This window comes from Rodentibacter heidelbergensis (genome assembly GCF_002000125.1).
Taxonomy (GTDB): domain Bacteria; phylum Pseudomonadota; class Gammaproteobacteria; order Enterobacterales; family Pasteurellaceae; genus Rodentibacter; species Rodentibacter heidelbergensis.
This window is the reverse complement of sequence record NZ_MLHH01000017.1, coordinates 16,241-39,738: the sequence shown is the minus strand read 5'-3', so window position 1 is coordinate 39,738 and position 23,498 is coordinate 16,241. Positions and strand designations below refer to the sequence as shown.

Genomic DNA, 23,498 nt, shown 5'->3' with positions numbered 1-23,498 from the left:
GCACTTTTAATTTATTGTACTAATAAATAAAAGTTGTTGTTTCCACGCAAAATATTGAGCGCCACTGCTGATGGTTTTTGTTCTAAAATTTTGCGTAAATCTTGGGTTGATTCCACGGCTTGACGGTTGATACCAATAATAATATCACCGGTTTTCAAACCACGTTGTGCGGCAAGGGAATTCGGTTGAACTTTGGTAATTTCAATCCCTTTGATGCCTTTCGCATTATAGTTATTGAACTCCGCACCGTCTAATGCCGGTAATTCAACATTACTTGCACTTTGATCTTTTCCGTCATCGGCTTGTAAGGTCACTTTCACATTTTGTGATTTACCGTCGCGTAAATAGGTTAGTTCAATTTCTTTTCCAGCCCCGGAAGTCGCGATTTTGGCACGCATTTCCGCAAAGCTTGAAATTTTTTGACCATTCATAGCGGTAATTACATCGCCCGCTTTAATGCCTGCTTTTTCTGCCGCAGAGTTTGGGATCACTTCGCTGACGAAAGCCCCTTGTTGGGCATTCACATTAAAGGCTTTGGCTAAATCGGCATTTAATTCACCGCCTTTAATACCTAATAATCCACGGCGGACTTCGCCAAATTCTAAAATTTGTTGAACGATATTATTCGCTTGGTTACTCGGAATGGCAAAGGCAATGCCCGCATTTCCTCCACTTGGTGAGATAATGGCCGTATTAATGCCGATTAACTCGCCATTTAAATTCACTAATGCGCCGCCGGAATTCCCACGGTTTACCGCCGCATCGGTTTGAATGTAGTTTTCATAAGCACCGCTGTCCGACCCTGTTGATCGGCCGAGGGCGGAAACAATACCGGAGGTAACGGTTTGTCCTAATCCGAATGGGTTACCAATGGCAACCGTGAAATCCCCCACACGCAATTTGTCTGAATCGGCAAATTTAAGTGCGGTCAAATTTGTTGGATTTTCAATTTGAATGAGAGCGATATCCGATTGTTCGTCTTTGCCGACTAATTTGGCTTTAAATTCACGTCCGTCTTGTAAGGTGACGTTAATTTTATCGGCATCATTAATCACATGATTGTTGGTTAACACATAGCCTTTATCGGCATTGATAATCACACCGGAACCTAAGCCACGGAAGTTACGCCCGCCACTACGATTGCCAAACTGTTCAGCGAATTGATCGCCAAAGAAAAATCGAAATTCTTCCGGAAGATCATCAGGCAATGCAGAACGGCTATTACGTTTCGCTTTACCTTCCACAGAAAGGGTCACCACTGCCGGTTGTACTTTTTCAAGCATTGGGGCAAGGCTGTTTTGTTCGGTGATAAAACTCGGTAGGCTGGCCTGTGTGCTGACAGAAGTGCCTAAAACCGTTAAACCTAATGCAATACCACTTAATAAAAAATGACTTTTTTTCATAGAATCTCCAAGTAGAAATAGAAGACAGTATCCAAATATGCGAGCGGTTAGACAAAGATATAGGGAAAATGTTCAGGAAAACAAGGGGGAATGGGAAAGTGATTTGAGTGATTGACTAAAATCTGACACAGCGAGAGAGAAAAAAGGCATCAGTATGATGCCCCTAAGTAAATTATTCTTCTAATACCACTTTCCCAATGTAACCTAAATTACGGTGGCGTTGGGCATAGTCAATGCCATAACCGACCACAAATTCATCGGGAATTTCAAAGCCTACCCATTCCACCGGCACGCTGACCTCACGGCGTGAAGGCTTATCCAATAAGGTACAAATGGTGAGGCTTGCCGGATCCCGTAAATTTAAAATTTCACGGACTTTTTCAAGGGTATAACCCGTATCAATAATATCTTCTACAATAAGAACATGTTCGCCACGGATATCACCTTCTAAATCTTTTGTGATTTTCACATCATGGTTTGTTGTCATCCCACTGCCATAACTTGAGGTGGTCATAAATTCAATTTCTACCGGCAGTTTTAATTCACGGACTAAATCTGCCATAAACATAAATGAGCCTCGTAATAAACCGACAACAATCAGCTTATTAATTGATTTTTGTTGATAAAAAGCGGTGATTTCTTCACCTAAAGCGGCGATACGGGCTTTAACATCCGATTCAGAAATGAGGACATCAACGTGATGTTTTTTCATGGTGTTTCCTTTTGGCGTGATAAGACGAATAAACCCCGCTATTTTACAAAAAAAAGCCTGAAGTTTAAACTGTCAGGCTTTTTCTCTTCATCGATTAGCGGGCGGAAAAGGGCATTTTAGGCAATGCCATTTCCCGAATTGCCATAGAAAGCCCATCAATCATCAATAATCGACCACATAAATTCTTACCAATATTTAACCGCACTTTAATGGCTTCTAAGGCTTGCATTGAGCCTATCACCCCCACAATGGGGGCAAGCACACCGGCTTCCACACAACTTAGGCTGTTTTGTCCGAAAAGCCGGCTGAGATCACGATAAGTGGGGGTATCAGGTTCATAAGTGAACACCGAAATCATCCCCTCCATGCGAATGGCCGCCCCGGAAATTAAAGGGATTTTCGCTTTTTCACATTGGCGATCCAGTTGATTGCGAATGTCCACGTTATCGGTGCAATCTAACACCACATCAAAGTGCGGTAGAATTTCGGCGAGTTTTTCCTCATCTAATTTGGCATTGATAGTGCGGATTTCAACGTGCGGATTCATTTGTTCAAGGGCAATTTTAGCGGATTCCACTTTCGCCATATTCAATCGGGCATCACAATGCAGCACTTGGCGTTGAAGGTTGGAAAGGGAAACCCTGTCGAAATCCAATAAGGTTAAATGCCCAACACCTGCCGCCGCCAGATATTGTGCCGCCGCACAGCCTAAGCCGCCCAAGCCCACAATCAGCATATGGCTTTCTTTAAGTTTTTCCTGTCCGTCAAAATCTACCGATTTCAAAATGATTTGACGGTTGTAGCGTAGTTCTTCTTCGTAACTGAGTGTTGTCATTTTTTAACCTAATAAATGATTAAAAGGTTCGATGGTGACGGTTTCACCGGCGTTCACATTGCCTCTGTCTTGTTCTAACACAATAAAACAATTGCTTTTCACAAAGGCACTGAATAAATGTGAGCCTTGGAAGCCCACAGGCTGCACCTCAATTTTTCCTTCTGCATTGATTTGATAAAAACCCCGTTGGAAATCTAAACGCCCCGGTGCTTTTTTCAAATGCGTTGTTGCAATAGCCGAAAAGTGCGGTGGTTTTTTCCAATATTTTTGTCCTTGGAGTTTCGCAATGACAGGTTGAACCAGTTGATAAAAGGTGACGAGGGCAGAAACCGGATTACCGGGTAAGCCACAAAACCAAGCCTGTTCAAGTTGCCCAAAGGCAAAGGGTTTACCCGGTTTAATTGCCAGTTTCCAAAAATTGATTTTTCCCACTTTCTCTAACACGGTTTTGGTGAAATCTGCCTCACCCACCGAAACGCCCCCACTGGTTATCACCAGATCGGCTTGTTTTTGAGCGTTCATAAAAGCCTTTTCAAACTCCGCTTCATTATCTGGGAGCAGACCAAAATCCAGCACCTCGCAATGTAGTTTTTCAAGCAACAATTTAATCGTGAAACGATTGGTATCATAAATTTGCCCCGGTTGAAGTGTTTTTCCCACCTCAATCAACTCATCACCGGTGGAAAGGAGGGCAACTTTTAAACGGGGATAACATTTCACCTCAGCAATACCAAGAGAGGCTAATAAGGGCAATGAAACCGCATTTAAAGGTGCGCCTTGTGGCAACACTATTTCCCCTTTTTTCACATCTTCACCAATACGGCGAATATTTTGGTGAGCCTTTGGACGCTCAGATAAGGTGATCGTGCCATCCTCATTAAGCAGCACTTGCTCTTGCATCACCACCGCATCAGTGCCTTCAGGGATCATCGCACCGGTCATAATTCTGATTGCACTTTGCGGCGGCCATTCCCCTTGAAAAGGATGACCGGCAAAGGCTTTCCCTGCCACAGAAAGGGTGAGTGATTGGTGTAAATCGGACAAACGCACCGCATAGCCGTCCATCGCTGAATTATCAAAAGAAGGTACATTAATCGGTGAAATCACATCCTCTGCACAAATTCGATTGGCAGCATTTTGTAAATTGAGGGTTTCGATGACTGAGGGAAAGGGGAGCTGTTCCAACATTTGATGGCGTGCTTGATCCAAGGTGAGCATGGAAAATCCTTAGTTTGAGAAAAATTGTCGGCTATTTTATCCCTAAAGATTTATTCATTCAAATGAGCAATTTTTCTCATTTTACGATCTGCCTATCCTTTGCTAGAATAGCCCATCATTTTTTTAGGAAAGACTGTTATGAGCGAAATTTCACCCGATGCCCTCAGCGTAAGAAATGCGTTAAGAGAAAAAGGCATTGAAACCCCAATGATTGACCCGAGCAAAAATAAAGATGAACGCCGCATTAGCATTGCCAAGCATATGAATGAAGTGATGAAACTCATCGGGTTAGATTTGGCTGATGACAGTTTGGAAGAAACCCCGCACCGTTTGGCAAAAATGTTTATTGATGAAATTTTCAGTGGAATGGATTATGCCAATTTCCCGAAAATGACAAAAATTAAAAACCAAATGAAAGTGAGTGAAATGGTGCAAGTCAACGATATTACACTCACCAGCACCTGCGAACATCATTTTGTGACCATTGACGGCAAAGTTTGTGTGGCGTACTACCCGAAAGATTGGGTGATTGGGTTGTCTAAAATTAACCGAATTGTGTCCTTTTTTGCCCAACGTCCACAAGTACAAGAGCGTTTAACCGAGCAACTTCTCACCGCTTTTCAAACCATTTTAGAAACCGATGATGTGGCGGTTTATGTGAAAGCTACTCACTTTTGTGTGAAAGCCCGTGGCATTAAAGACACCCACAGCTATACGGTGACCTCCGCTTATGGCGGGGTTTTCTTAGAAGACCGAGACACCCGCAAAGAATTTCTCGCCACTGTTCAAAAATAAATGATAAAGGTAGGGACACACTGCGTGTGTCCGTTATAAAATCAAATTATTTCAATAGGTTAAAGTTCGGACACACGCAGTGTGTCCCTACTGTTTTTCCCAAAAAATCACATTTAAAGGGCTAAAAATCTGAAATTTAGTCTTATTTTCGACCGCACTTTTCCTGTTTTTATTTCAATCAAACTTCCTACAAACCGCTGTGCTGATAAAGCATAAGGGGGCTAAAGTCATAGCATTTGGTGCTAAATGGCATTAATTCAACTACATTGTTCTATTTTTGTTTTGATTATGTTTCATATTTGTTAATATCCTCCTCGTTTCTGTGGAAAAGTAGAAACATTTATATCGTAAAAATTAATTTAATTCGGAGGTAACAATGAATGTTACAATGAAAACAGCAGCGGCAGTGCTTGTTGCTTTTATGCTTGCAGGTTGTGGTTCTAACCATAGCAGTAATGCTTCTGATAAAAAATCCCAATCTGTTCAGCCGGCAAAACCAAGCCTGCCAGCTAAACCGAAAACGTCAGGGAAGGCAACGCAATCCGCTAAAGAAAGCCAATCGGGGCAGTCAAATCAATCTGCTAAACCAAGTCAATCCCCTCAACAGAACCAAACAGGGCAGGCAAGCCAATCACCTCAACAAAACCCAGCAGGGCAGGCAAGCCAACCTTCTCAGCAAAACCCAGCAGGGCAGGCAAGCCAACCTTCTCAGCAAAACCCAGCAGGGCAGGCAAGCCAACCTTCTCAGCAGAACCCAGCAGGGCAGGCAACTCAACCTCCTCAGCAGAACCCAGCAGGGCAGGTAACTCAACCTTCTCAACAAAACCAAACAGGACAGGCAAACCAACCTTCTCAGCAAAACCCAGCAGGGCAGGCAAATCAACCTCCCCAACAAAACCAATCGGGGCAACCAAACCAACCGTCTAACCCAATTCCACCGACAGTATCCACGCCACAACCTAATCCGGTTCATCCGAAAGTACCTGTTATTCCGGAAGGTGAGCGGGTGATTAATTTAGAAGGTAAAAGTCAGGGACTAAACTATCTTACCCTTGTCTCCCGTAATACAGGGCTTTTTACTGAGAACAATAATCAGGCAGTGAGGGTCGATTTAGGCAAACTCGCTAAGGGGCAATTAGGCCTTCATGAGGGCGTATTCACAGATCCGAATTTGACGGTAGATGATGGCTCCGGAAAAAATGAAGTGAATTATGTGGTGATGAATACCCCTTATAGCTCTTATGGTATGTTATTTACCGATAACCAAGGGATAGGTGCAGAAGTGGCATCATTTATTATTGGAAAGCCGGGGATAGAAACGTTGATTAATGTTCCTCAAGGCACTGCCACTTATCGGGGAGAGGTGATCGCTTCAATTAGAACTTATGGAGCAAATTCTCCGTACATTATAAATAATGCTTTTCAGAAAGAGGGTTCAGTAACATTAACCGCTGATTTTGATAATAGACGTATTTCCGGGCTGTTAGATTCCACTAATTTTGGAAAGATTAATTTAAATGCAACGGATATCGATAATCCTAATCCCGATTACTATACTTATAGAGGAAGTATTTCACCTGATAGCGGGGTAGATCATGGTGATTATCGAGGTGTTCTAGGTGAGCACGAAAGTTGGGGTGTGATTAATTTGAGGGTTAATGATAACGGTCAGGATAAAATATACAATGGGATTTATAGTGCACCCAAACAATAATTTAACCCTTTAAAACGCTTGTTAACAACGCCTCTGAAAAGGGGCGTTTTCACTCAGACAGAAATCTAAATATCATGAAAATACCCCAAATTTTAACCGCACTTTTCCCCCTGCTTTTTACCTTACCCACCTCAGCCAATATCGGCGAGCCACAACAAAACCTCAAAGTGGCAGAGCCAAAGAACGCAGAGCCAAAGAAAGCCGAGCAAGAGGTGAGCCTTCAGGGGCAAAATCAACCACCGCTTCACCTTTCTGAAGCGGATTTAAAACATAATCTGGCATTAACCCAACAACTGTTAAGCCAAGCCATTTACGCCCGTGAACTACAGTTGATTGAGCAATTGCTGGCGATTTATAAAACCTTTCCTCATACCGATCCTTTGCTTATCCAGTTTGCGGAAGCCAAACTGGCGGCATTAAAAGGGGAATTCAGCAAAGCCATTCGGGTTTATCGTGACATGTTGGCAGAACGGGCGGATCTTAATCCTGTGCGTATTGAACTCGCCATTGCCTTATTTAACGATAAACAAAACACCGCCGCCACCGAACAATTTCAAAAAGCCTTGAGCGCCCCTGCCACGCCCGCCCCAGTGCAACAGCTTATTAAGGCTTATTTAGAGGCGTTGCAGGAACGGGAGGCTTGGCAGATTTCTGCCAGTGCCTATTATGTGCGTGACACCAACGTGAATAACACCGCCGACAGCCGCAATATTGAGCAAACGGGCTATGTGAAAAATGACGATATGATGCCCCAAACTGCACATGGCATGGCTTACAATGTTTCGCTTGGCAAAGATTTTAACCTTGGCAACCGCTATTATTTAGGCTTTGAAAATGATTTATCGGGTAAAAGTTATTGGGATAATCACGATTATGACGATATTTATAACCGCACATCCCTAGGGCTGCGTTACAAAACCGCACAATCTACGCTAAGCCTGATGCCTTTTTATGAAAAACGTGGGTATGGCGGCGAAAGCTATCAATGGGCAAATGGCGCAAGGTTGGAATTGAGCCATTGGCTCAACCCGAACTGGCAACTTTCAAGCGCCGCAGAATTTGCCAAACAGCGTTATTTCAAAAGCCAAGCGCAAAACGGCAAGCGAAAACTGATTTCCGCCACACTGGTTTGGGCAAGAACGCCACGCCAATTTTTCTACCTTGGCGGTGATTTCAACCGAGAAACCACCCAGGTGAAACAGTACGGCTCGGACACCAAATCCCTCCGCCTCGGCTGGGGACAAGAGTGGGGCAAAGGGATTTCAAGCCGTTTGGCTTTCGGCATTTCACAACGACACTACAAAGATAAAGCGGTGCTAGGCGGGCTGATTGCCTTGGGCAAAGTGCGTAAAGATCGCATTTTCAACGTGAATTTCACCCTATGGAAACGGGATTGGCATGTTTTCGGCATCACCCCGAAACTACAATTTTCTTACCGCAAACAAAAAAGTAACATTCCGACTTTGTATTCCTACAACCGCCAAAGCCTGAATGTGATTTTTGAGAAAACCTTTTAAATTTATGAGAGGGAAAATAGCAATGTGGGTGAACAAGGTTCACCCACATTGTGTTGTTAAAGAGGCGTTTTTATAAATAACTGACAAAGTCTTCAAGGCTTTCTTGTCGACATTCTCTTTCCACTTTTTCTGTGGAGGTGCCGAGCATTAATAATGCCACAATTTCATCTTGTTCACGGCAACGGAGTGCTTGCCGAAGCGCACTACCTGATACCCATTTTCCGGTGATCCAAACATTATCAAAACCTTGGGCATGGGCGGCAAGTTGAATCCCATAGGCGGCACAACCTGCGGTGACGAGTTGTTCCCAAGCAGGCACTTTAGCAATATCCGGATTGATTTTGGCGATAACGGCAATCACCATCGGGGCGCGGTGTGCCAAATTCTCTGCTTTTTTTAAGCGCTCTTCACCGAGATTGAACTCAACGACCGCCTCTTTAAGTAACTGCTCTAACTTATTCAGCCCCTCGTTTTCGATCACCACAAAATGATAAGGGGATAATTTGCCATGATCCGGTGTACGAAGTGCCGCTTGGAACATTTTTTCAAGCTGCATTTTATTTGGGGCGGGGGCACTGAGTTTTTTGTTTGAACGGCGGGTGGTTAAAAGGGTTAATGCATCCATTTTTCTTCTTCATCAATTAAAAGTGCGGTGGATTATAACATAGTTTTTACTATGGGTTTATGTTACTCTAAGCGCAATTTTTTTTAGCTTCTGAAACCCTATGAACCCTATTTTTCGAGTGATTAAATTTTGTTGGCGGGCACTAAATTTTATTCGTGATTTAGTGATGAATTTTTTCTTTTTAATTTTCATTTTATTGGTAATCAGCCTATTTAGTTTGACGAGTAATACGAAAAAAAACACGGTGAATTTAGCTGCCGATAAAGGGGCATTGTTGCTGAATTTAGACGGCTATTTGGCGGATAATCGTGATGAGGCATTTGGCTGGCAACAGGCGTTGCGGGAGTTAAACACAACGGAACGTACCCCACTCCAAATTTCCACCTTCGATGTGGTTTATGCGATTAGTTTGGCAAAAAATGATGACAGTATTCGAGGTTTGGTACTGGATCTGAATTATTTTTCAGGCGGTGATCTGCCGGCTATGGATTATATTGGCAAAGCGATTAAAGATTTTAAAACGTCCGAAAAACCGGTGATCGCCTTTGCGAATAATTATTCCCAAGGCCAGTATTTTTTAGCGAGTTTTGCCGATCAGATTTATCTTAATCCGATTGGGCAGGTTTCCATTCAAGGTTTGGCACAAGAGAATTTATATTACAAAGATTTATTAGATAAATTGGCGATTACCCCTCATATTTTCCGTGTGGGCACCTATAAATCGGCGGTTGAGCCTTTCTTACGCAATGAGATGTCGCCGGAAGCCAAAGCGAATATGAGCCAATGGTTAAACGGTATGTGGGAAAGCTATATGCAAATTGTCAGCACAAACCGCCATATTTCAAAGGAAACCTTATTACCGAGTGCGAAGCAGTATTTAACCGAATTGAAAGCGTTGAAGGGCGACAGCACGGCTTATTCAAAACAACGTCAATTAGTCACGGATTTGGCGACCCAGTTAGATTTAGATAAAAAATTGACCGCACTTTTTGGTAAAAATGCAGAGGGGGAAGTGAATATGGTGGATTTTTCCACCTATTTATCCGGCTTTGAGGATCGTATGGCGTCATCAATGGGACAGAATAAAATTGCTGTGGTGAATGTTGAAGGGGCAATTATTGATGGGGAAAGTGCCGAAGGCGAAGTGGGCGGTGATAGTGTTGCCCGTTTGTTGCGTAAGGCTTATGACGATGAAACTGTGAAAGCCGTGGTGTTACGGGTTAATTCACCGGGAGGCAGTGCCTTTGCTTCAGAGCTGATCCGTCAAGAAGTGGATAATTTACAAAAAGCAGGCAAACCGGTGGTGGTGTCCATGGGGGCGATGGCTGCATCGGGGGGCTATTGGATTTCAGCCACATCGGATTACATTATTGCGGATAAAAATACCCTCACTGGATCCATTGGGATTTTTGCCATGTTGTCCACCTTTGAAAATACGATCAAAAAAATAGGTGTCAATGCCGATGGTGTGGCAACAACCGATTTGGCAGGCACTTCTGTTTTCAGCCCTCTCTCTAAAAATACGCAAGATATTTATCAGCTGGAAATTGAGCATGGCTACGATCAATTTTTAACTTTAGTGAGCCAAGGACGCCAAATGCCGAAAAGTGCCGTAGATACTATCGCACAAGGTCAAGTATGGTTGGGCAAAGATGCTTTCAAACATAACTTGGTGGATGAATTGGGGGATTTTGATCGTGCGGTGGAAAAAGCCGGGGAATTAGTCAATTTACATCGTGATCCTGTGATTGAGGATTTTTCCGTGGAATGGATGATTGAGGAAGACAGCAGCTTAGTGGGGAAATTATTCCGAGATCTCAGACAAAGCGGACAGGCATTGATGACGCAATGGCTTGATCTCCCTAAACCGTTCCAACAAGTTAAACAACAGCTCCATCAGCTAGATAAATTGAATGATCCCAAAGGACAATATTTATATTGTTTGAATTGTGGGAGTGTGAAGTAGTGAAAACTATTGTGATGAATTTAATTTAATTTAATGCTTGCTGCTTTTTATCAAGATCAAAGTAAGCGGGAAATCTTACTTCAATTCTTGTATGAAAATTGTATTCAAGGCATTGATTATTAGAAAGGCAGGGAAATCCCTGCCTTTGGTTTATCAAGTGCGGTCAATTTTTCCGTTATTTTTCATTTTTCATATTTGAGAAAATATTGGCTAAAATCGGGCCGGAAACATTGTGCCAGAAACTAAATAACGCACTTGGTACGGCGGCAATGGGGTTAAAATGGGCGCTTGCTAGGGCGGCCCCTAAACCTGAATTTTGCATGCCTACTTCAATGGCGATGGCTTTGCTGTCTGCTGTATTGAGTTTAAACAGTTTGGCTGCAAGAAAGCCGATGAAATAGCCGAGGCAGTTATGTAATACCACTACACTGAAAATGAATAATCCGGATTCTACAATTCTATCTTTGCTCACCGCGACCACTGCCGCCAAAATTAAGACAATGGACACTACGGAGATCAATGGCGTAATTTGGCTTGCTTGAACAATGACGTTTTTGAACAGCATACGAACCACTAAGCCTAAGAAAATAGGGAATAACACCATTTTTAGCACCGACATAAACATCGCTGAGGCGTTAATATCCAACCATTGGCTTGCCAGCAAATAGAAAATTGCCGGCGTTAAAAGTGGAGAGAGTAGGGTTGAAATGGTCGTGCAAGCAACGGAAAGTGCGGTATTGCCTTTAGCAAGATAAGTCATCACATTTGATGAAGTGCCGCCGGGGCATGAGCCGACTAAGATGACGCCTACTGCAAGATCCGGGGGTAAATGAAAGGCTTTGGCTAAGCCAAAAGCTATCATTGGCATAATGATAAATTGCCCTACCACGCCGATAAATACGGCTTTTGGGTGTTTGGCGACTTCAGCGAAATCACTAAAGGTGAGCGTGATCCCCATACCGAACATCACTAAGCCTAATAAGTAAGGGATATAAGGGGCGAAAATTTTGAATTCCGCAGGAAATAAGAAGGCAAGTACAGCAAAAACAATAGCCCATAAGGCAAAGGTTTTACTGACAAATTGGGTTAATTTAAGGAGTGTTTGCATGACATTTTCCATTAAATAGTTAAAAAAAGAGCGGTCAATTCTAAAGCGGTTTTTTTGCTAAATCAATCTTCTCGATTTTGTTGAAGCCAAGCGCTTTCATCAAGCAGTTTGCCAAAGTGGCTTTCTACTAGACGTTTTGTTACGGTGGTTTGAGGGGTACAAAATAGATCTTTGGGAGAGCCATATTCAATAATCTTTCCTTGATCCATTACCAGCACGTTATCTGCTAAATGTTTGATAACGCCTAAATCTTGTCCCACATAAATATAGGCAATACCAAGACGTTCTTGGAGGGCTAGAGTGAGATTGAGGAGTTGAATTCGAACCGAGGCATCTAACGAACCGAGAGCATCATCAACAATAATAATTTCAGGTTCTAAAATGATGGCTCGGGCGATAGCGACCCGTTGTTTTTGGCTGACGGAAAGGTTTTTGATTTTTAGGTTGGTATAGTCAGGGTAAAGCCCAACCATAGAAAGGGTTTCAAAGATTTTTTGATTGCGTTTTTCCTCATCCCAATCGGTTGCCAATCGAAGTGGCGCATCTAAGGTTTGCCCGATATTTTGTCGAGGATTAAAGGCGGAATTGGCATCTTGGAACACCATACGAATATGCTGGGTTCGATAACGGGAGTTGTCAAAATCAAGTCGTTCATGATTGAATTTTATTTCCCCTGAAGTAGGTTCAATCATGCCGGCAATCATTTTTACTAATGTGGATTTTCCTGAGCCGTTTTTTCCGATAATGGCAAGGGTTTGTTTTCTCTCAAGGTTAAAACTCACGTTTTCTACGGCATTAAAGGATCTTGAACCGAACCAACGGGCCGGGCCATCAAAGGTTTTACAGAGGTCGATAACTTCTAATAAAGGCATAGATTAGTCCTTATTGGATTCTGTCGATAAGGTCAGTGGGGTGTTTAGCACTGTTTCTTTTATCTGTTTTTCTCTAAAGTTAATCGGAAAATGGCAAGAAAATTCATGTTGTTTAATACGATAACGTGCCGGTTTTTTTATGCATTGTTTTTGTGAAAAAGGGCAACGGGGGCCAAATCGGCATCCTATGGGCATTTGCTCTAAAATAGGCACGCTACCTTCTAATGTTCCCAATTTTGCTTTAAACCCAAAAGGTTGGGTGAAATCCGGTACGGAGTGAATAAGCGCTTTGGTATAGGGGTGGTGAGGTGATTCCAACAAGGTTTGTGTTGGTGCAGATTCTGTATTTTGCCCACAATAGAGTACGGATACCGTATGGCAAAAATCGCTCACACTCGGAATATCATGGCTGACTAATAAAATGCTGGTACCTTGGTTTTGATTCATACTGGAAAGTAAACGGAACACTTGGCGTGCCGTAATGGATTCCAAGGCATTGGTCGGTTCATCGGCAATGAGTAGACGGGGCTGATTTGCCACGGCAATGGCTATCATCACTTTTTGTCCTTCCCCTTCGGTAAGCTCATTGGGATAGCTTTCCATAATATCGCGATGGTTTTTGATCCCCACTCGATGAAGTAGTTCTATTGCTCGGCGTTTTTTCCAACCAAACCAATGCCACCATTTACCACGAAATGTCCAATTGGGGATACTTTGAATTAATTGATGGCCCACTTTTTGGCTTGGGTCAAGACAACTCAAGGGGTTTTGAAAAATCATGGAAATTTCTTTTCCCACGAGTTTTCTACGTTGTGTTGGGGAGAGTTTTAACAGCTCCACATCATTAAAGCGGAAGCGATCGGCGGTGATAATCCAATCTTCTTTAATGGCATTACCAATCACTTTGGCAATCAAACTTTTGCCCGAACCGGATTCGCCCACAAGCCCTAAAATTTCGCCGTCATTGAGCGTTAAATTGACGCCATCAATGATTCTCACCTGACCAGTTGGGGTTTTGATTTCAATGTTGAGGTTACGAATATCCAGTAGTGCCATAGTTATTGATAATATTGGTTAATGGCTTGACATAAGCCGTTGATAAAAACAATGCTTAACAAAATAGTGAGGATAATTGCAAAGCCGGGGAGTAATACTGTCCAAGGGGCGAGGTAAATCAGCTCAAGAGAGTCTTTTATCATCGCTCCCCATTCAGGCATCGGGCGTTGCGCACCAAGGGAAATAAAACTTAAGGCGCTAATGTCTAAAATAGTGACCACAAATGCCCGTGAAATTTCCTGAATATAGAGAACGGTGATGTTGGGTAAAATAGTCGAGCGAAGTAGCTCGCCATTGGTGATGCCGTCGAGTTTTAGCATCATGACATATTCTTTTTTAAGCTCTTGTTGAATGGCCCGATAAATGGCATGAGTGAAATAGGGCAGTACCGCCAATAAGGTGGAAATAATGGCGTTCATCAAACTGGGTTCCATAAAGGTGGAAATGATGATCGCAATGAGCAAAATCGGAATAGAGAGAAAGGCATCAAAAATATGACCGAGAAAACGAGCCTTAATGCCCCCGGACATTCCCGCCCAAATACCCAAAGCTCCCCCTATTATGGCAGCCAATATCACTACAATTAAGGAAGAACCGAGGGTATAGCGAGCCCCCATAATCACACGGCTTAATACATCACGAGCCAAATCATCGGTGCCGAAGAAAAAGGCGATTTGCCCTTTTTCCACCCAAGAAGGCGGCATGAATTCTTGCCCTACAAATTCCATACTATCGCTGTATGGGGCGATAAAGGGGGCAAAAAGTGCGGTCAAAATTAACAGAAAAAACAAGTAAAAGCTGAATAAGGCAATACGGTTTTTGCGAAACAGTAACCAAATTTGATAGATCGAGGCGCTTTCACGAAATTCATCCGCTTCTTTATCTTTCATACCAACCTTTCTTATTAAATGGATCGAGAATAAACATGATGATTTTGGCTAGGGTGTCAACGGTAATAATACAAATCCCTAAGACAATCATACCGGCTGAAATACTGTTGTAATCTTGGGCGGTAACCGCATCAATGAGCCAACGCCCGATCCCCGGCCAACCGAGGACGGTTTCAACCAGCATACATTGTGTGATAACCAAGGTAAACACCCGTGTAATTTGCGGGACAAGTAAAGGAAAAGTATTACGAAAGACATACTTTTGTAAAATTTTCCATTTTGACCACCCCCGGGTGATGGCGACCTTGGCATAATTTTGCTGAAGAATATATTCCGCCCGTTGTTGAATGATACGGATAATTTCCATTGTCGGTAAAATACATAAAACCAACGTTGGGAGGGCGAGGTGTTGCAATACGCTCTGTACAATTTTTGTACGATAAGGCACATCCACAAACCAAACATCAATCACCGGAAAACCGGTGATCGGTTGGATTTCATAGAGCAAATTATATTGCCCGGTGGCAGAGATTTCCCAGCCATAAATCGCTGCCATATAAAGTAAAATGGGGGCTAGCCAAAAAATCGGGATCGATAACCCTACATAAGCGAGGGATTGGAGCGTTTTGGAAAAAACACCCTGATTATTGACCGCACTGAGAATACCAAGGGGAATACTTAAAATAAAAGCCAGGAATAAGGCGCTAAAACACAGCTCTAATGTGGGCGGTAAAACGGTAAAAATAAGTGCGCTAAGTGATTGCCCCCCATTGTAAGTGATGCCGAAATCTCCTTGTAATAACGCACCAAGATAATGAAGATAACCGGTAAAAATGTTGTCGGTAATCAGTGTCGCATTAAGCGGATCACGCATTAAAATGGCAAAGCTAAGTAGGGTGAGAATGAATAATAATAAGAGCACCCAAAGGAGATGACGAAGGGCTGACCACAACATTATTTTTTCTCCTTAGCAAAATAAAGGGTTGAAAAATTGATACTGCCGAAAGGTGTCATTTGCACGCCTTTCACTTTGTTATTGGCCACTAAAAAACGTTTTGCATTGGCAATAGGGACAATGGGAAGTTCTGTCAGCACCAAATCTTGAGCCAGATTATAATTTTTAGCCCGTTCCCGTAATTGGGTAGCGGTTAATGCACTATCCATTAATTCATTAAATTGAGGGTTGCACCAGTTGGATAAATTGGTGATCTCATCTTTTGTTTCACAGCTTAAAATAGGACGCATAAACCCATCAGGATCTAAATTGCCGGCAAGCCAACCGGTGAGGATCATATCGTAATCTTCAGTTTTTCTATTCTGTGATGATAATAAAAAGGTGCGGGTTACCGGGCGTACATTCACCTCAACCCCTACTTGTGCTAGATCCCATTTAATTAATTCTGCCATTTTTATTGGGGAAGGGTTATACATCTGTTCTTCATTTAACACCCACATTGTCAGTTGTAGATTTTTATCGGCAAAGACTTTTTGGGCTTGTTTTGGGGCATAGTCAAAATCAAATTCCGGGGTGTTAATATTCGATGCCCAAGAAACATTAGGAATAATATTGTTCGCTACTGTTGCGGTGTTGTGGTAAACATTGCGGACAATGCGTGCCCGATTGATACTTTGCGAAATCGCTTGGCGGATTTGAGTATCTTGCATTAAGGGTTTATTGAAATTAAACGCCAAATAGGAAAGGTTCATTCCTTCTGCAGATTGTAAATAATAGCGTTCATCATTATTGCGTAATAAGCCCAATTGGCTCACTTCAGGATAAGCGGCAATTTGACATTCGTTATTGAAAAATTTAATCAAACGAGCCGTGCGTTCAGTGGACAAATCAACCAATATCTGTTTAATTTTTGCCTCTTTGTTCCAATAGTTTTCATGGCGTAACAAACGGACATATTGGTTATAAACATAATCTTGAACTTGATAAGGTCCCGTGCCCACAGGGTGTGTATCTAATTGGGTGAGATTGTCATCTGCACTTAATTGATAGGCATATTCTTGCGAAAAAATGATCGCATATTGACTGGCAAGATGCGACAAAATGGAAGAATCTGGCTCAAAGAGTTCTATTTTTATTCTGTAAGGATTGAGCGCTGTAATGGATTTAATTTTTTGGTTTAATCTAATGCTGTCAAAATAGGGGAAACGGACTTTTTTCGCCTGTTCATGAAAAATGCGGTATTGGGGATTTTTACCGTTTACCGGATTATCTTGATTTAACACCGGTAAATAGGTGTCATGACCTAACACGCGATTGATGGAAAATATCACATCTTCCGCATTAAAATCTCGGGTAGGGGTAAACCAAGGGGTGTGGTGAAATTTCACCCCTTTGCGTAAATTAATGAAGATTTCTTTTCCATCGGCAGAAATACTATAAGATTGCGCCAAAGAGGGCGTGACAGTTGCACTGTGATTTTTAATTTCAAACAGCTTATTATAAATTTGCTCTGTCACCACATTCATACTTGTGCCGGCATCTGCGGTTTGTGGATTGAATGAAAAACCTGATGCATTCGCACAATAAATTAACCCATTTTCTGTTAAACTTTCCGGCACACGAGGGGCGCCTTGAACTTGGCTCAGCAAGCCCAAATTTAAAAGCAAACAGGAAAATAGCAGATGTCGGCGTAACATAAATGAAGCGGTTAGGGTAAATGAATGGCGCAAATTGTAAGATATATTGCCAAAAATGGCTAGATATTGCTTTTATCGCCCCTGAGGCGTATAGTCGTTTCAGTCTGAGATTGGGAGAAAAATATGTTAAAAGAAAAAGGTTATGATGAGTTTTTGGCTCAACAACTAAAAGAAGCGCGTGAAGAAGTTGAATTAGGGAAAGTGTTAAGTCATGAGGCTTCTAAGGCACAAACGCTCAAACTATTAGAACGTAAGGCTCGAGAGTTTTCAGCAATGGAAAATAAGATTTATGCCTAACGTTATTATCACGCAAAAAGCACAGAAACACATTGATAAAATTGTTGAGAATGTTGTCGAATATACTCATTCTATTGAAAGTGGAATAAAATTATTTAATGACTTAAATGATAAAATTTCCCTTATTGGCTTTATGCCGGAAGCGATAGGTCGGTTACGAGAAGACGGAAGTCGAGAGGCATTTTGTCGAGGCTATCGTATTGTTTATGAAATCATTAATAATTATGTTTATATTCATTTTGTCATCCACAGCCGCCGTATTTATCCAAGACCCTAATGTTTAATTCCATTCAAAAAGAACTCAACCAACTGATTAACCGAGGATTTGACCGCACTTTACGTCTTGCGGTAACCGGGTTAAGTCGTAGTGGTAAAACCGCTTTTATTACCAGTCTTATTAACCAATTGCTATCCGTTAATCAAAGCTCACGCCATCATTTACCCCTATTCGAAGCGGTGAGAAACGGCACAATCATTGCGGTTAAACGTGTACCGCAGCAGGATTTGAGTGTGCCTCGTTTTGATTACGAAGCTAATCTTAATGCGCTTTCCCAACAACCGCCACAATGGTGTCAATCAACGCGAGGCGTGAGTGAAACACGTTTAGCCATTCGTTTTCAACGTCAAAGTGGTTTGTTTCGCCATGTGAAAGAGCGGGGAACATTGTATTTAGATATTGTGGATTACCCCGGCGAATGGTTACTGGATCTCCCTTTGTTGCATTTGGATTTTGAACAATGGTCCCTTGAACAAAGCCAAATTCATCAAGGCATACGGGCAGAACTTGCTCAGCCTTGGTTAGATGAAGTGAAAAAATTAGACTTAAGTGCGGTGGTGAATGAAGATGTTTTAGCAAAGCTTGCCAACCTTTATACGGCGTATCTTCACCAATGTAAGGCACAGGGCATGCAATTTATTCAGCCGGGACGTTTTGTGTTACCCGGGGAATTAGAGGGTGCGCCGGCATTACAGTTTTTCCCGTTAATTCACCTCACTCCGGCACAATGGAAAACGCTGAAAAAAGAGGCAAAACCAAACAGTTATTTTACGGTATTGAATAACCGCTATGATTACTACCGCAATAAAATTGTGAAAGGGTTTTATGAAAATTATTTTTCAACCTTTGATCGTCAAGTGATTTTGGCAGATTGTTTAACCCCGCTGAACCATAGTCGACAAGCATTTTTAGAGATGCAAACGGGGTTAAATCAATTATTCAAAAATTTTCATTATGGCAAACGCCATTTCCTAAACCGTTTGTTTTCCCCACGCATTGATAAATTGATGTTTATTGCGACGAAAGCGGATCATATCACCAGTGACCAAATGCCGAATTTAGTGAGCCTAATGCGACAGCTCGTCCAAGAAGGGGGGCGTCATGTGGAATTTGAAGGCATTGAAACGGAATACACGGCAATTGCGGCGATTCGTGCAACAAAGCAAGTGATCGTCAATCAAAACGGCAAACCAATTAAAGCCATTCAAGGGGTACGCAGCAAAGATAAACGATTGATTACCCTTTATCCGGGTACAGTACCGAGCAAATTACCCAGCCAGGCATTTTGGCAACCCCCCCAGCACCTGACGGAAAATGAGGGAAAAACCACAGCCTTTGACTTTGACAGCTTTGATCCGCAACCTCTTGAACAGGGGGGAACAATTCCCCATTTGCGTATGGATGCAGTGTTGCAATTTTTGTTAGGGGATCGGTTTGATTAGGCTAGCGAAAACGGCTTGCAATTTCATCGCTTAGGCGATCGAGCATTTCATAACGTTTACGATACATTGAACGCTTTTTACTGGCGATATCTTCTAAAGGTTTACGTTCAATATCAAGGGGAAGTTGCCAATAAGGGGATTGATAAACCCCTTGGTTTTCTTGCCAAAATTCATCGTAATTGAACAGTATTTTGCTGCGGGCTGAAAGGCGGTATTTGCCTTGAGATTTATGGGGTATCCCGATTAAATCACATTGCCAATGTTTTGCCAATTCACGAAATACCTGCATTAGCATAAACATTGGACGCATACCCTGTAAATCTTTTGTTGCTGTTTTGATGAGGTCTTGGGCGTTTTCATAATAAGGCCCTTGCATCGAGGCAATCAACAATTTATTAGGCGATAAAAAGGTAAAAGAGGCATCATAAATTCGCTCATTATTTTGATTGCGAATATTGATAGCAAAATAGCCCTCAAAAGGATCAATAAAATTGAGGCTTAAATTCAGGGAAAGATCCTCGGTTAATTGGCTGAGCGGGATAACTTGCTCTTTAAGCAATGTTGAACAGAATGACGCCCCCCATTTTTGTTCGGCAAGTTGTAAATGTTGTGTAATAGCGCTCAAGCGTTGCGGTGCAGAAAAGCGTTTATCGCAATAGGTTGTCAGCAGCGGATTAAAACGATAATAATCCTGTGTGAAAAGAGGTTGCCATAAGGGATTTTTATTTAGAAATTCAATGAGTTGTCGGCATTGCTTTTGATAAAGGAAGGTATAGGTATAATAGCGAAATTTCTCACGCAATTGTTTGGCTAACGGACGATCCTTAGAATAGGGATACATTTGAACATAGGTGGGGAACGAAATTTGAGTTTGTGTTGTCATGTTTGTATTAATAATAAGTGAAAATATCATCGCACTGTCTCAATGCGATGAAAGAAAATAAGAAACAGGGTGTATTTTATAATGGAAAAGCAAATTTTCAACCAATATGATGAACCTTCGACAGAAAGTTTCCAGCCAAAACAAGAATTTACTGATGTAGAAACTATTGAAGATGAACCCCTAGAGGGGGAATGGCTTGATGAGTCATTTGAACAGGTGATAAAACCAAAGCCAAAAGGTTGGAAAACCCTGTTGAAATTGACCGCACTTTTATTTGGTTTGGCAATTATTGCCCAATCTGTGCAGTGGATTTGGGATAGTTTTCAACATCAGCAATGGATTTATTTCGCCTTTTCTCTGGTGAGTCTGGTGGTGGTATTATTTGGCATAAAAGAGATTGTGGGCGAATGGCGGCGTTTAGTACGCTTGAAAAAACGGGAAAAATTACAACAACAAAGCCGATTGCTCTGGCAAAAAAGTGCGGTCAAAAATGACGGTGTTTTTGAACCGGCAGGCGAAGAGGGGAGAACACTTTGTTTAGCGATGGCAAAAAGTTTGCAGTTAGATGAGCAATCACCCTTAATTGTTCAATGGCAAAATCAGCTCAACGAAGCTTATTCAGCCACAGAAGTGGCTCAATTATTCAGCCAAAATGTGCTTAAACCTTTTGATTTAAAAGCGAAAAAGTTGATTAGCAAAATGGCAGCAGAATCCGCTGTGGTGGTGGCAATTAGCCCGCTTTCCTTGGTGGATATGTTTTTTGTGGCTTGGCGGAATATTCGCTTAATCAATAATATTGCTGACATTTATGGCATTGAGTTAGGCTATTTTGCCCGTCTTCGCTTATTGCGTATGGTATTGGTGAATATCGCCTTTGCCGGTGTCACCGAAGTGGTACAGGATATTGGTATGGATTGGCTTTCGCAAGATATCACCGCAAAACTTTCCGCCCGTGTAGCGCAAGGCATTGGCGTAGGCTTGCTCACCGCCCGTTTAGGGGTAAAAGCCATGGAATTTTGCCGCCCCCTTGCTTTTCAATCCAATGAAAAACCAAAACTCTCCCATATTCAAAAAGAGCTTCTAAGCACAATAAAAGAGGTGGTGTTGAATAAAAAGGTGAAGGAGAAAGAGTTGGTTTGATAGAAAATAAAGAATAATTAAAAAGATTTTAAAAATCCCAATTAGGTGAATGCATAATTGGGATTTTTATTATGGCGGTTAAATTACCATTTATAGCTTAAATTTGCGCTGAAACGACGCCCTTCACCGTAGTAACAAGTGCTATAAAAACAGCTGGCAACATATTTTTCATCGGTAAGGTTGGATACATTTGCTTGCAACTCCCAGTTCGCATTAATGCGATATTTCAACATTAAATCACCTAAGGTTTTTGCTGGAGCTTTGATGTTATCCGCCGTACCATTTGAAGAAGTACCAATATAACGAATGGCTGCGCCGGCAATTAAATTATCAAGAAATTGATGCGTAACCTGCGCAGAGGCAGTATGACGAGGAATTAATGCCGGACGGATAACATCGCCTGTTTCCCGAATATCTTTTACACGATTAAAGGTATAACCCAAGGTAATCGCAGTTTTTTCCGAAACATTAAAGTTTGCTGCTACTTCCACACCTTTGCTTCTTAATTCTTTCGTTTGGAAAGCGTTACCTGTCGCACTTGGTGTGAAGGCGTTATCTTGTTTCAAATCAAAGTAAGCAATAGAAAAGGAGCCATCAATAAAACTTGGTAAATATTTTAGACCGGCTTCATATTGTCTGCCTTCGGTCGGCTTATATTGTGCGGTTTCTGGTACGAAGGATTCGGAATAACTAAAATAAGGGGCAAGTCCGTTATCCGCCACATACATCACCCCACCGGAATAAGACGTGTGATTAATTTTATAGCGTGCCGTGCCTTCTTCGCCTTTGGCTCTGTCATTACGGATTCCACCGGATAAATGCCAGTTGCCGATTTTGATTTGATCTTGCAAGTAGAAACCTAATTGACGCTGAGTCACATCATAGTCAGGGCGGGCACTGTTCGGCACTTGGATACCGTTATAAATCGGGGCAAGGCTGTTGAGCGTATAAAGTGGTGCTGAAGTAAAGCAATCTGGACAGTAATAACTATTGTATGCCCCTTTTGCCGTTAAATATTGATAATCCACACCAAGGGTTAAACGGTTTTCATAGTTGTCATGGGTCCAAGTTTTCGTCAAGCGGTTATCAATAGAATGGCTTCTTGTAATGACATCATTAAATACCGCCCCTTGACTGATTGTTGGGAAAACGGTTACCCCATTGGAGAACGCAGATTGTTGTTTCAAATCTTGCATATTGAATTTGTAATTTTGTGAGAAGGTTAAGGTCTCATCAAATTTGTGAGTAAATTCATAGCCCAGTGAATACTGTTTGCGATCTAAAGTATCTGTTGTGGGATCACCTAGGTTGGTGCGGCGATCAATTTTTCCTAAATTGGTTTGAAGCGTCCCTTGCATTGGGAAGAAACCGGTTGTTGGTACACCCACATCTTTTTGCACGCTTGCCAATAAGGTGAGAGAAGTCCGGTCAGAAATATCCCAAGTGAGGCTTGGCGCAAAATAGTAGCTTTCTAACCAAGTGCCTCGTAATTCACCTTGTTTTTTGTTGTAGTCGGCAACAAGACGATAACGTACATTTTCTGTTGCTTTATCACTGACATCTGCGCTGATACCGCGTTCGTGGCGATTACCTAGTTTGAAATTTACTTCACCTTTAGGTTCAGTAGTAGGGCGTTTGGTGATTAAATTGATTAAACCGCCACTTTGTGCAGAACCATAGGTTAAAGAATCCGCACCTTTTACCACTTCTACCGCTTCAACACCGTACATATTCGGTGCCCAGTGGCTGTAGCCGGTATTGTAAACGGCAGACCCATCAATGGTTAAACGGGCATCCATTCCACGCATTTTGATCCAATCGTTCGTATCGAGGTCGGCACCATAAACTTGTGATAAAGCACCGGTTTCATAACGAAGGCTTGCATCAAGTTGATCGAGATCCCAGTTTTTTAAGGTTTCATCATTGATCACGGCGATAGAACGTGGCGTCATATATTCCACTTTACCGGTTTTGGCTACAGAGCCAACCACATTAATTTCATCCAACTCTTCCACTTTTTGTTCATTCGCATAAGCGGAATTCATCGCTAAAATAACGGCACTGGTTAGTGCGCTATATACAAAGGTTTTCTTCAT

The 23,498-nt window shown here is 42.1% G+C and carries 21 protein-coding genes; 8 read left to right on the top strand and 13 right to left on the bottom strand.

The features are described from left to right. Positions 1-11: 11 nt before the first annotated feature. The 4 genes from BKK48_RS07835 to moeA form a co-directional block, all read right to left on the bottom strand. Entirely contained in the window at positions 12-1,403 is a 1,392-nt protein-coding gene (locus BKK48_RS07835; protein WP_077427566.1) for a DegQ family serine endoprotease, read from the bottom strand. 172 nt (positions 1,404-1,575) lie between these two features. After that, complete coding sequence (gene hpt / locus BKK48_RS07830) at positions 1,576-2,115, bottom strand: hypoxanthine phosphoribosyltransferase (RefSeq protein ID WP_077427565.1); 540 nt, start codon at positions 2,113-2,115, stop codon at positions 1,576-1,578. Between the two features lie 94 nt (positions 2,116-2,209). Next, positions 2,210-2,950, bottom strand: coding sequence for a molybdopterin-synthase adenylyltransferase MoeB (gene moeB, locus BKK48_RS07825; RefSeq protein ID WP_077427564.1), 741 nt, complete (start codon positions 2,948-2,950; stop codon positions 2,210-2,212). Between the two features lie 3 nt (positions 2,951-2,953). Beyond that, positions 2,954-4,168 carry a molybdopterin molybdotransferase MoeA gene (gene moeA / locus BKK48_RS07820; protein ID WP_077427563.1) on the bottom strand — a complete coding sequence of 405 codons (1,215 nt, stop codon included), beginning with the start codon at positions 4,166-4,168 and terminating at the stop codon, positions 2,954-2,956. A gap of 138 nt (positions 4,169-4,306) precedes the next feature. On the opposite strand from moeA, the gene folE reads away from it, so the two are divergent. From folE to BKK48_RS07805, 3 genes are all read left to right on the top strand, one after another. Continuing rightward, on the top strand, positions 4,307-4,963 hold the full coding sequence (gene folE / locus BKK48_RS07815) for a GTP cyclohydrolase I FolE (protein ID WP_077427562.1): 657 nt from the start codon (positions 4,307-4,309) through the stop codon (positions 4,961-4,963). A gap of 376 nt (positions 4,964-5,339) precedes the next feature. Continuing rightward, entirely contained in the window at positions 5,340-6,677 is a 1,338-nt protein-coding gene (locus BKK48_RS09945; RefSeq protein WP_077427561.1) for a hypothetical protein, read from the top strand. A 74-nt stretch (positions 6,678-6,751) separates the two neighbouring features. Further along, on the top strand, positions 6,752-8,194 hold the full coding sequence (locus BKK48_RS07805; protein WP_077427560.1) for a surface lipoprotein assembly modifier: 1,443 nt from the start codon (positions 6,752-6,754) through the stop codon (positions 8,192-8,194). Positions 8,195-8,264: 70 nt separating this feature from the next. Here the strand turns inward: BKK48_RS07805 and BKK48_RS07800 are convergent, their stop codons facing one another. Continuing rightward, positions 8,265-8,819, bottom strand: a complete 555-nt coding sequence (locus tag BKK48_RS07800) for an NAD(P)H nitroreductase (RefSeq protein ID WP_077427559.1) — start codon at positions 8,817-8,819, stop codon at positions 8,265-8,267. 109 nt (positions 8,820-8,928) lie between these two features. Between BKK48_RS07800 and sppA the strand changes: the two genes are divergently transcribed. Further along, positions 8,929-10,785: a signal peptide peptidase SppA gene (gene sppA / locus BKK48_RS07795; RefSeq protein ID WP_077427638.1), complete on the top strand. Its 1,857-nt coding sequence runs from the start codon at positions 8,929-8,931 to the stop codon at positions 10,783-10,785. A gap of 175 nt (positions 10,786-10,960) precedes the next feature. On the opposite strand, the gene BKK48_RS07790 is transcribed toward sppA, so the two are convergent. The 6 genes from BKK48_RS07790 to BKK48_RS07765 all read right to left on the bottom strand — a co-directional run bounded on the left by BKK48_RS07790 (position 10,961) and on the right by BKK48_RS07765 (position 17,363). Then, a complete protein-coding gene (locus tag BKK48_RS07790; protein WP_077427558.1) occupies positions 10,961-11,893 on the bottom strand; it encodes a bile acid:sodium symporter family protein in 933 nt (310 codons plus the stop codon). 62 nt (positions 11,894-11,955) lie between these two features. Then, positions 11,956-12,765 (bottom strand): peptide ABC transporter ATP-binding protein, encoded by an 810-nt coding sequence (locus tag BKK48_RS07785; RefSeq protein WP_077427557.1) that lies wholly within the window; start codon positions 12,763-12,765, stop codon positions 11,956-11,958. 3 nt (positions 12,766-12,768) lie between these two features. Beyond that, positions 12,769-13,821, bottom strand: a complete 1,053-nt coding sequence (locus BKK48_RS07780; RefSeq protein WP_077427556.1) for a peptide ABC transporter ATP-binding protein — start codon at positions 13,819-13,821, stop codon at positions 12,769-12,771. Between the two features lie 2 nt (positions 13,822-13,823). Continuing rightward, positions 13,824-14,711, bottom strand: coding sequence for an ABC transporter permease subunit (locus BKK48_RS07775; RefSeq protein ID WP_077427555.1), 888 nt, complete (start codon positions 14,709-14,711; stop codon positions 13,824-13,826). After that, entirely contained in the window at positions 14,701-15,666 is a 966-nt protein-coding gene (locus BKK48_RS07770; protein ID WP_077427554.1) for an ABC transporter permease, read from the bottom strand. The genes BKK48_RS07775 and BKK48_RS07770 overlap by 11 nt, the downstream gene beginning before the upstream one ends. Then, positions 15,666-17,363 (bottom strand): ABC transporter substrate-binding protein, encoded by a 1,698-nt coding sequence (locus tag BKK48_RS07765; protein ID WP_077427553.1) that lies wholly within the window; start codon positions 17,361-17,363, stop codon positions 15,666-15,668. The genes BKK48_RS07770 and BKK48_RS07765 overlap by 1 nt, the downstream gene beginning before the upstream one ends. Positions 17,364-17,486: 123 nt before the next feature. On the opposite strand from BKK48_RS07765, the gene BKK48_RS09970 reads away from it, so the two are divergent. The 3 genes from BKK48_RS09970 to BKK48_RS07755 are packed head-to-tail and all read left to right on the top strand — an operon-like array spanning position 17,487 to position 19,379. Then, a complete protein-coding gene (locus tag BKK48_RS09970; protein WP_167366162.1) occupies positions 17,487-17,660 on the top strand; it encodes a hypothetical protein in 174 nt (57 codons plus the stop codon). Further along, on the top strand, positions 17,653-17,937 hold the full coding sequence (locus BKK48_RS07760; protein WP_077427552.1) for a type II toxin-antitoxin system RelE/ParE family toxin: 285 nt from the start codon (positions 17,653-17,655) through the stop codon (positions 17,935-17,937). Before BKK48_RS09970 ends, BKK48_RS07760 begins: the two co-directional genes overlap by 8 nt. Further along, positions 17,937-19,379, top strand: a complete 1,443-nt coding sequence (locus BKK48_RS07755; RefSeq protein WP_077427551.1) for a YcjX family GTP-binding protein — start codon at positions 17,937-17,939, stop codon at positions 19,377-19,379. Before BKK48_RS07760 ends, BKK48_RS07755 begins: the two co-directional genes overlap by 1 nt. A gap of 1 nt (position 19,380) precedes the next feature. On the opposite strand, the gene BKK48_RS07750 is transcribed toward BKK48_RS07755, so the two are convergent. Beyond that, a complete protein-coding gene (locus BKK48_RS07750; protein WP_077427636.1) occupies positions 19,381-20,262 on the bottom strand; it encodes a VirK/YbjX family protein in 882 nt (293 codons plus the stop codon). An 81-nt stretch (positions 20,263-20,343) separates the two neighbouring features. On the opposite strand from BKK48_RS07750, the gene BKK48_RS07745 reads away from it, so the two are divergent. Continuing rightward, positions 20,344-21,402, top strand: a complete 1,059-nt coding sequence (locus BKK48_RS07745; RefSeq protein WP_077427550.1) for a TIGR01620 family protein — start codon at positions 20,344-20,346, stop codon at positions 21,400-21,402. Between the two features lie 83 nt (positions 21,403-21,485). Here the strand turns inward: BKK48_RS07745 and BKK48_RS07740 are convergent, their stop codons facing one another. Beyond that, positions 21,486-23,498 carry a TonB-dependent siderophore receptor gene (locus tag BKK48_RS07740; protein ID WP_077427549.1) on the bottom strand — a complete coding sequence of 671 codons (2,013 nt, stop codon included), beginning with the start codon at positions 23,496-23,498 and terminating at the stop codon, positions 21,486-21,488.

Bases quoted from the DNA above. Each gene is read 5' to 3' on its own strand.
- BKK48_RS07835 (WP_077427566.1), bottom strand. From the start codon at position 1,403: ATGAAAAAAAGTCATTTTTTATTAAGTGGTATTGCATTAGGTTTAACG.
- hpt (WP_077427565.1), bottom strand. From the start codon at position 2,115: ATGAAAAAACATCACGTTGATGTCCTCATTTCTGAATCGGATGTTAAA.
- moeB (WP_077427564.1), bottom strand. From the start codon at position 2,950: ATGACAACACTCAGTTACGAAGAAGAACTACGCTACAACCGTCAAATC.
- moeA (WP_077427563.1), bottom strand. From the start codon at position 4,168: ATGCTCACCTTGGATCAAGCACGCCATCAAATGTTGGAACAGCTCCCC.
- folE (WP_077427562.1), top strand. From the start codon at position 4,307: ATGAGCGAAATTTCACCCGATGCCCTCAGCGTAAGAAATGCGTTAAGA.
- BKK48_RS09945 (WP_077427561.1), top strand. From the start codon at position 5,340: ATGAATGTTACAATGAAAACAGCAGCGGCAGTGCTTGTTGCTTTTATG.
- BKK48_RS07805 (WP_077427560.1), top strand. From the start codon at position 6,752: ATGAAAATACCCCAAATTTTAACCGCACTTTTCCCCCTGCTTTTTACC.
- BKK48_RS07800 (WP_077427559.1), bottom strand. From the start codon at position 8,819: ATGGATGCATTAACCCTTTTAACCACCCGCCGTTCAAACAAAAAACTC.
- BKK48_RS07790 (WP_077427558.1), bottom strand. From the start codon at position 11,893: ATGCAAACACTCCTTAAATTAACCCAATTTGTCAGTAAAACCTTTGCC.
- BKK48_RS07785 (WP_077427557.1), bottom strand. From the start codon at position 12,765: ATGCCTTTATTAGAAGTTATCGACCTCTGTAAAACCTTTGATGGCCCG.
- BKK48_RS07780 (WP_077427556.1), bottom strand. From the start codon at position 13,821: ATGGCACTACTGGATATTCGTAACCTCAACATTGAAATCAAAACCCCA.
- BKK48_RS07775 (WP_077427555.1), bottom strand. From the start codon at position 14,711: ATGAAAGATAAAGAAGCGGATGAATTTCGTGAAAGCGCCTCGATCTAT.
- BKK48_RS07770 (WP_077427554.1), bottom strand. From the start codon at position 15,666: ATGTTGTGGTCAGCCCTTCGTCATCTCCTTTGGGTGCTCTTATTATTA.
- BKK48_RS07765 (WP_077427553.1), bottom strand. From the start codon at position 17,363: ATGTTACGCCGACATCTGCTATTTTCCTGTTTGCTTTTAAATTTGGGC.
- BKK48_RS09970 (WP_167366162.1), top strand. From the start codon at position 17,487: ATGTTAAAAGAAAAAGGTTATGATGAGTTTTTGGCTCAACAACTAAAA.
- BKK48_RS07760 (WP_077427552.1), top strand. From the start codon at position 17,653: ATGCCTAACGTTATTATCACGCAAAAAGCACAGAAACACATTGATAAA.
- BKK48_RS07755 (WP_077427551.1), top strand. From the start codon at position 17,937: ATGTTTAATTCCATTCAAAAAGAACTCAACCAACTGATTAACCGAGGA.
- BKK48_RS07750 (WP_077427636.1), bottom strand. From the start codon at position 20,262: ATGACAACACAAACTCAAATTTCGTTCCCCACCTATGTTCAAATGTAT.
- BKK48_RS07745 (WP_077427550.1), top strand. From the start codon at position 20,344: ATGGAAAAGCAAATTTTCAACCAATATGATGAACCTTCGACAGAAAGT.
- BKK48_RS07740 (WP_077427549.1), bottom strand. From the start codon at position 23,498: ATGAAGAAAACCTTTGTATATAGCGCACTAACCAGTGCCGTTATTTTA.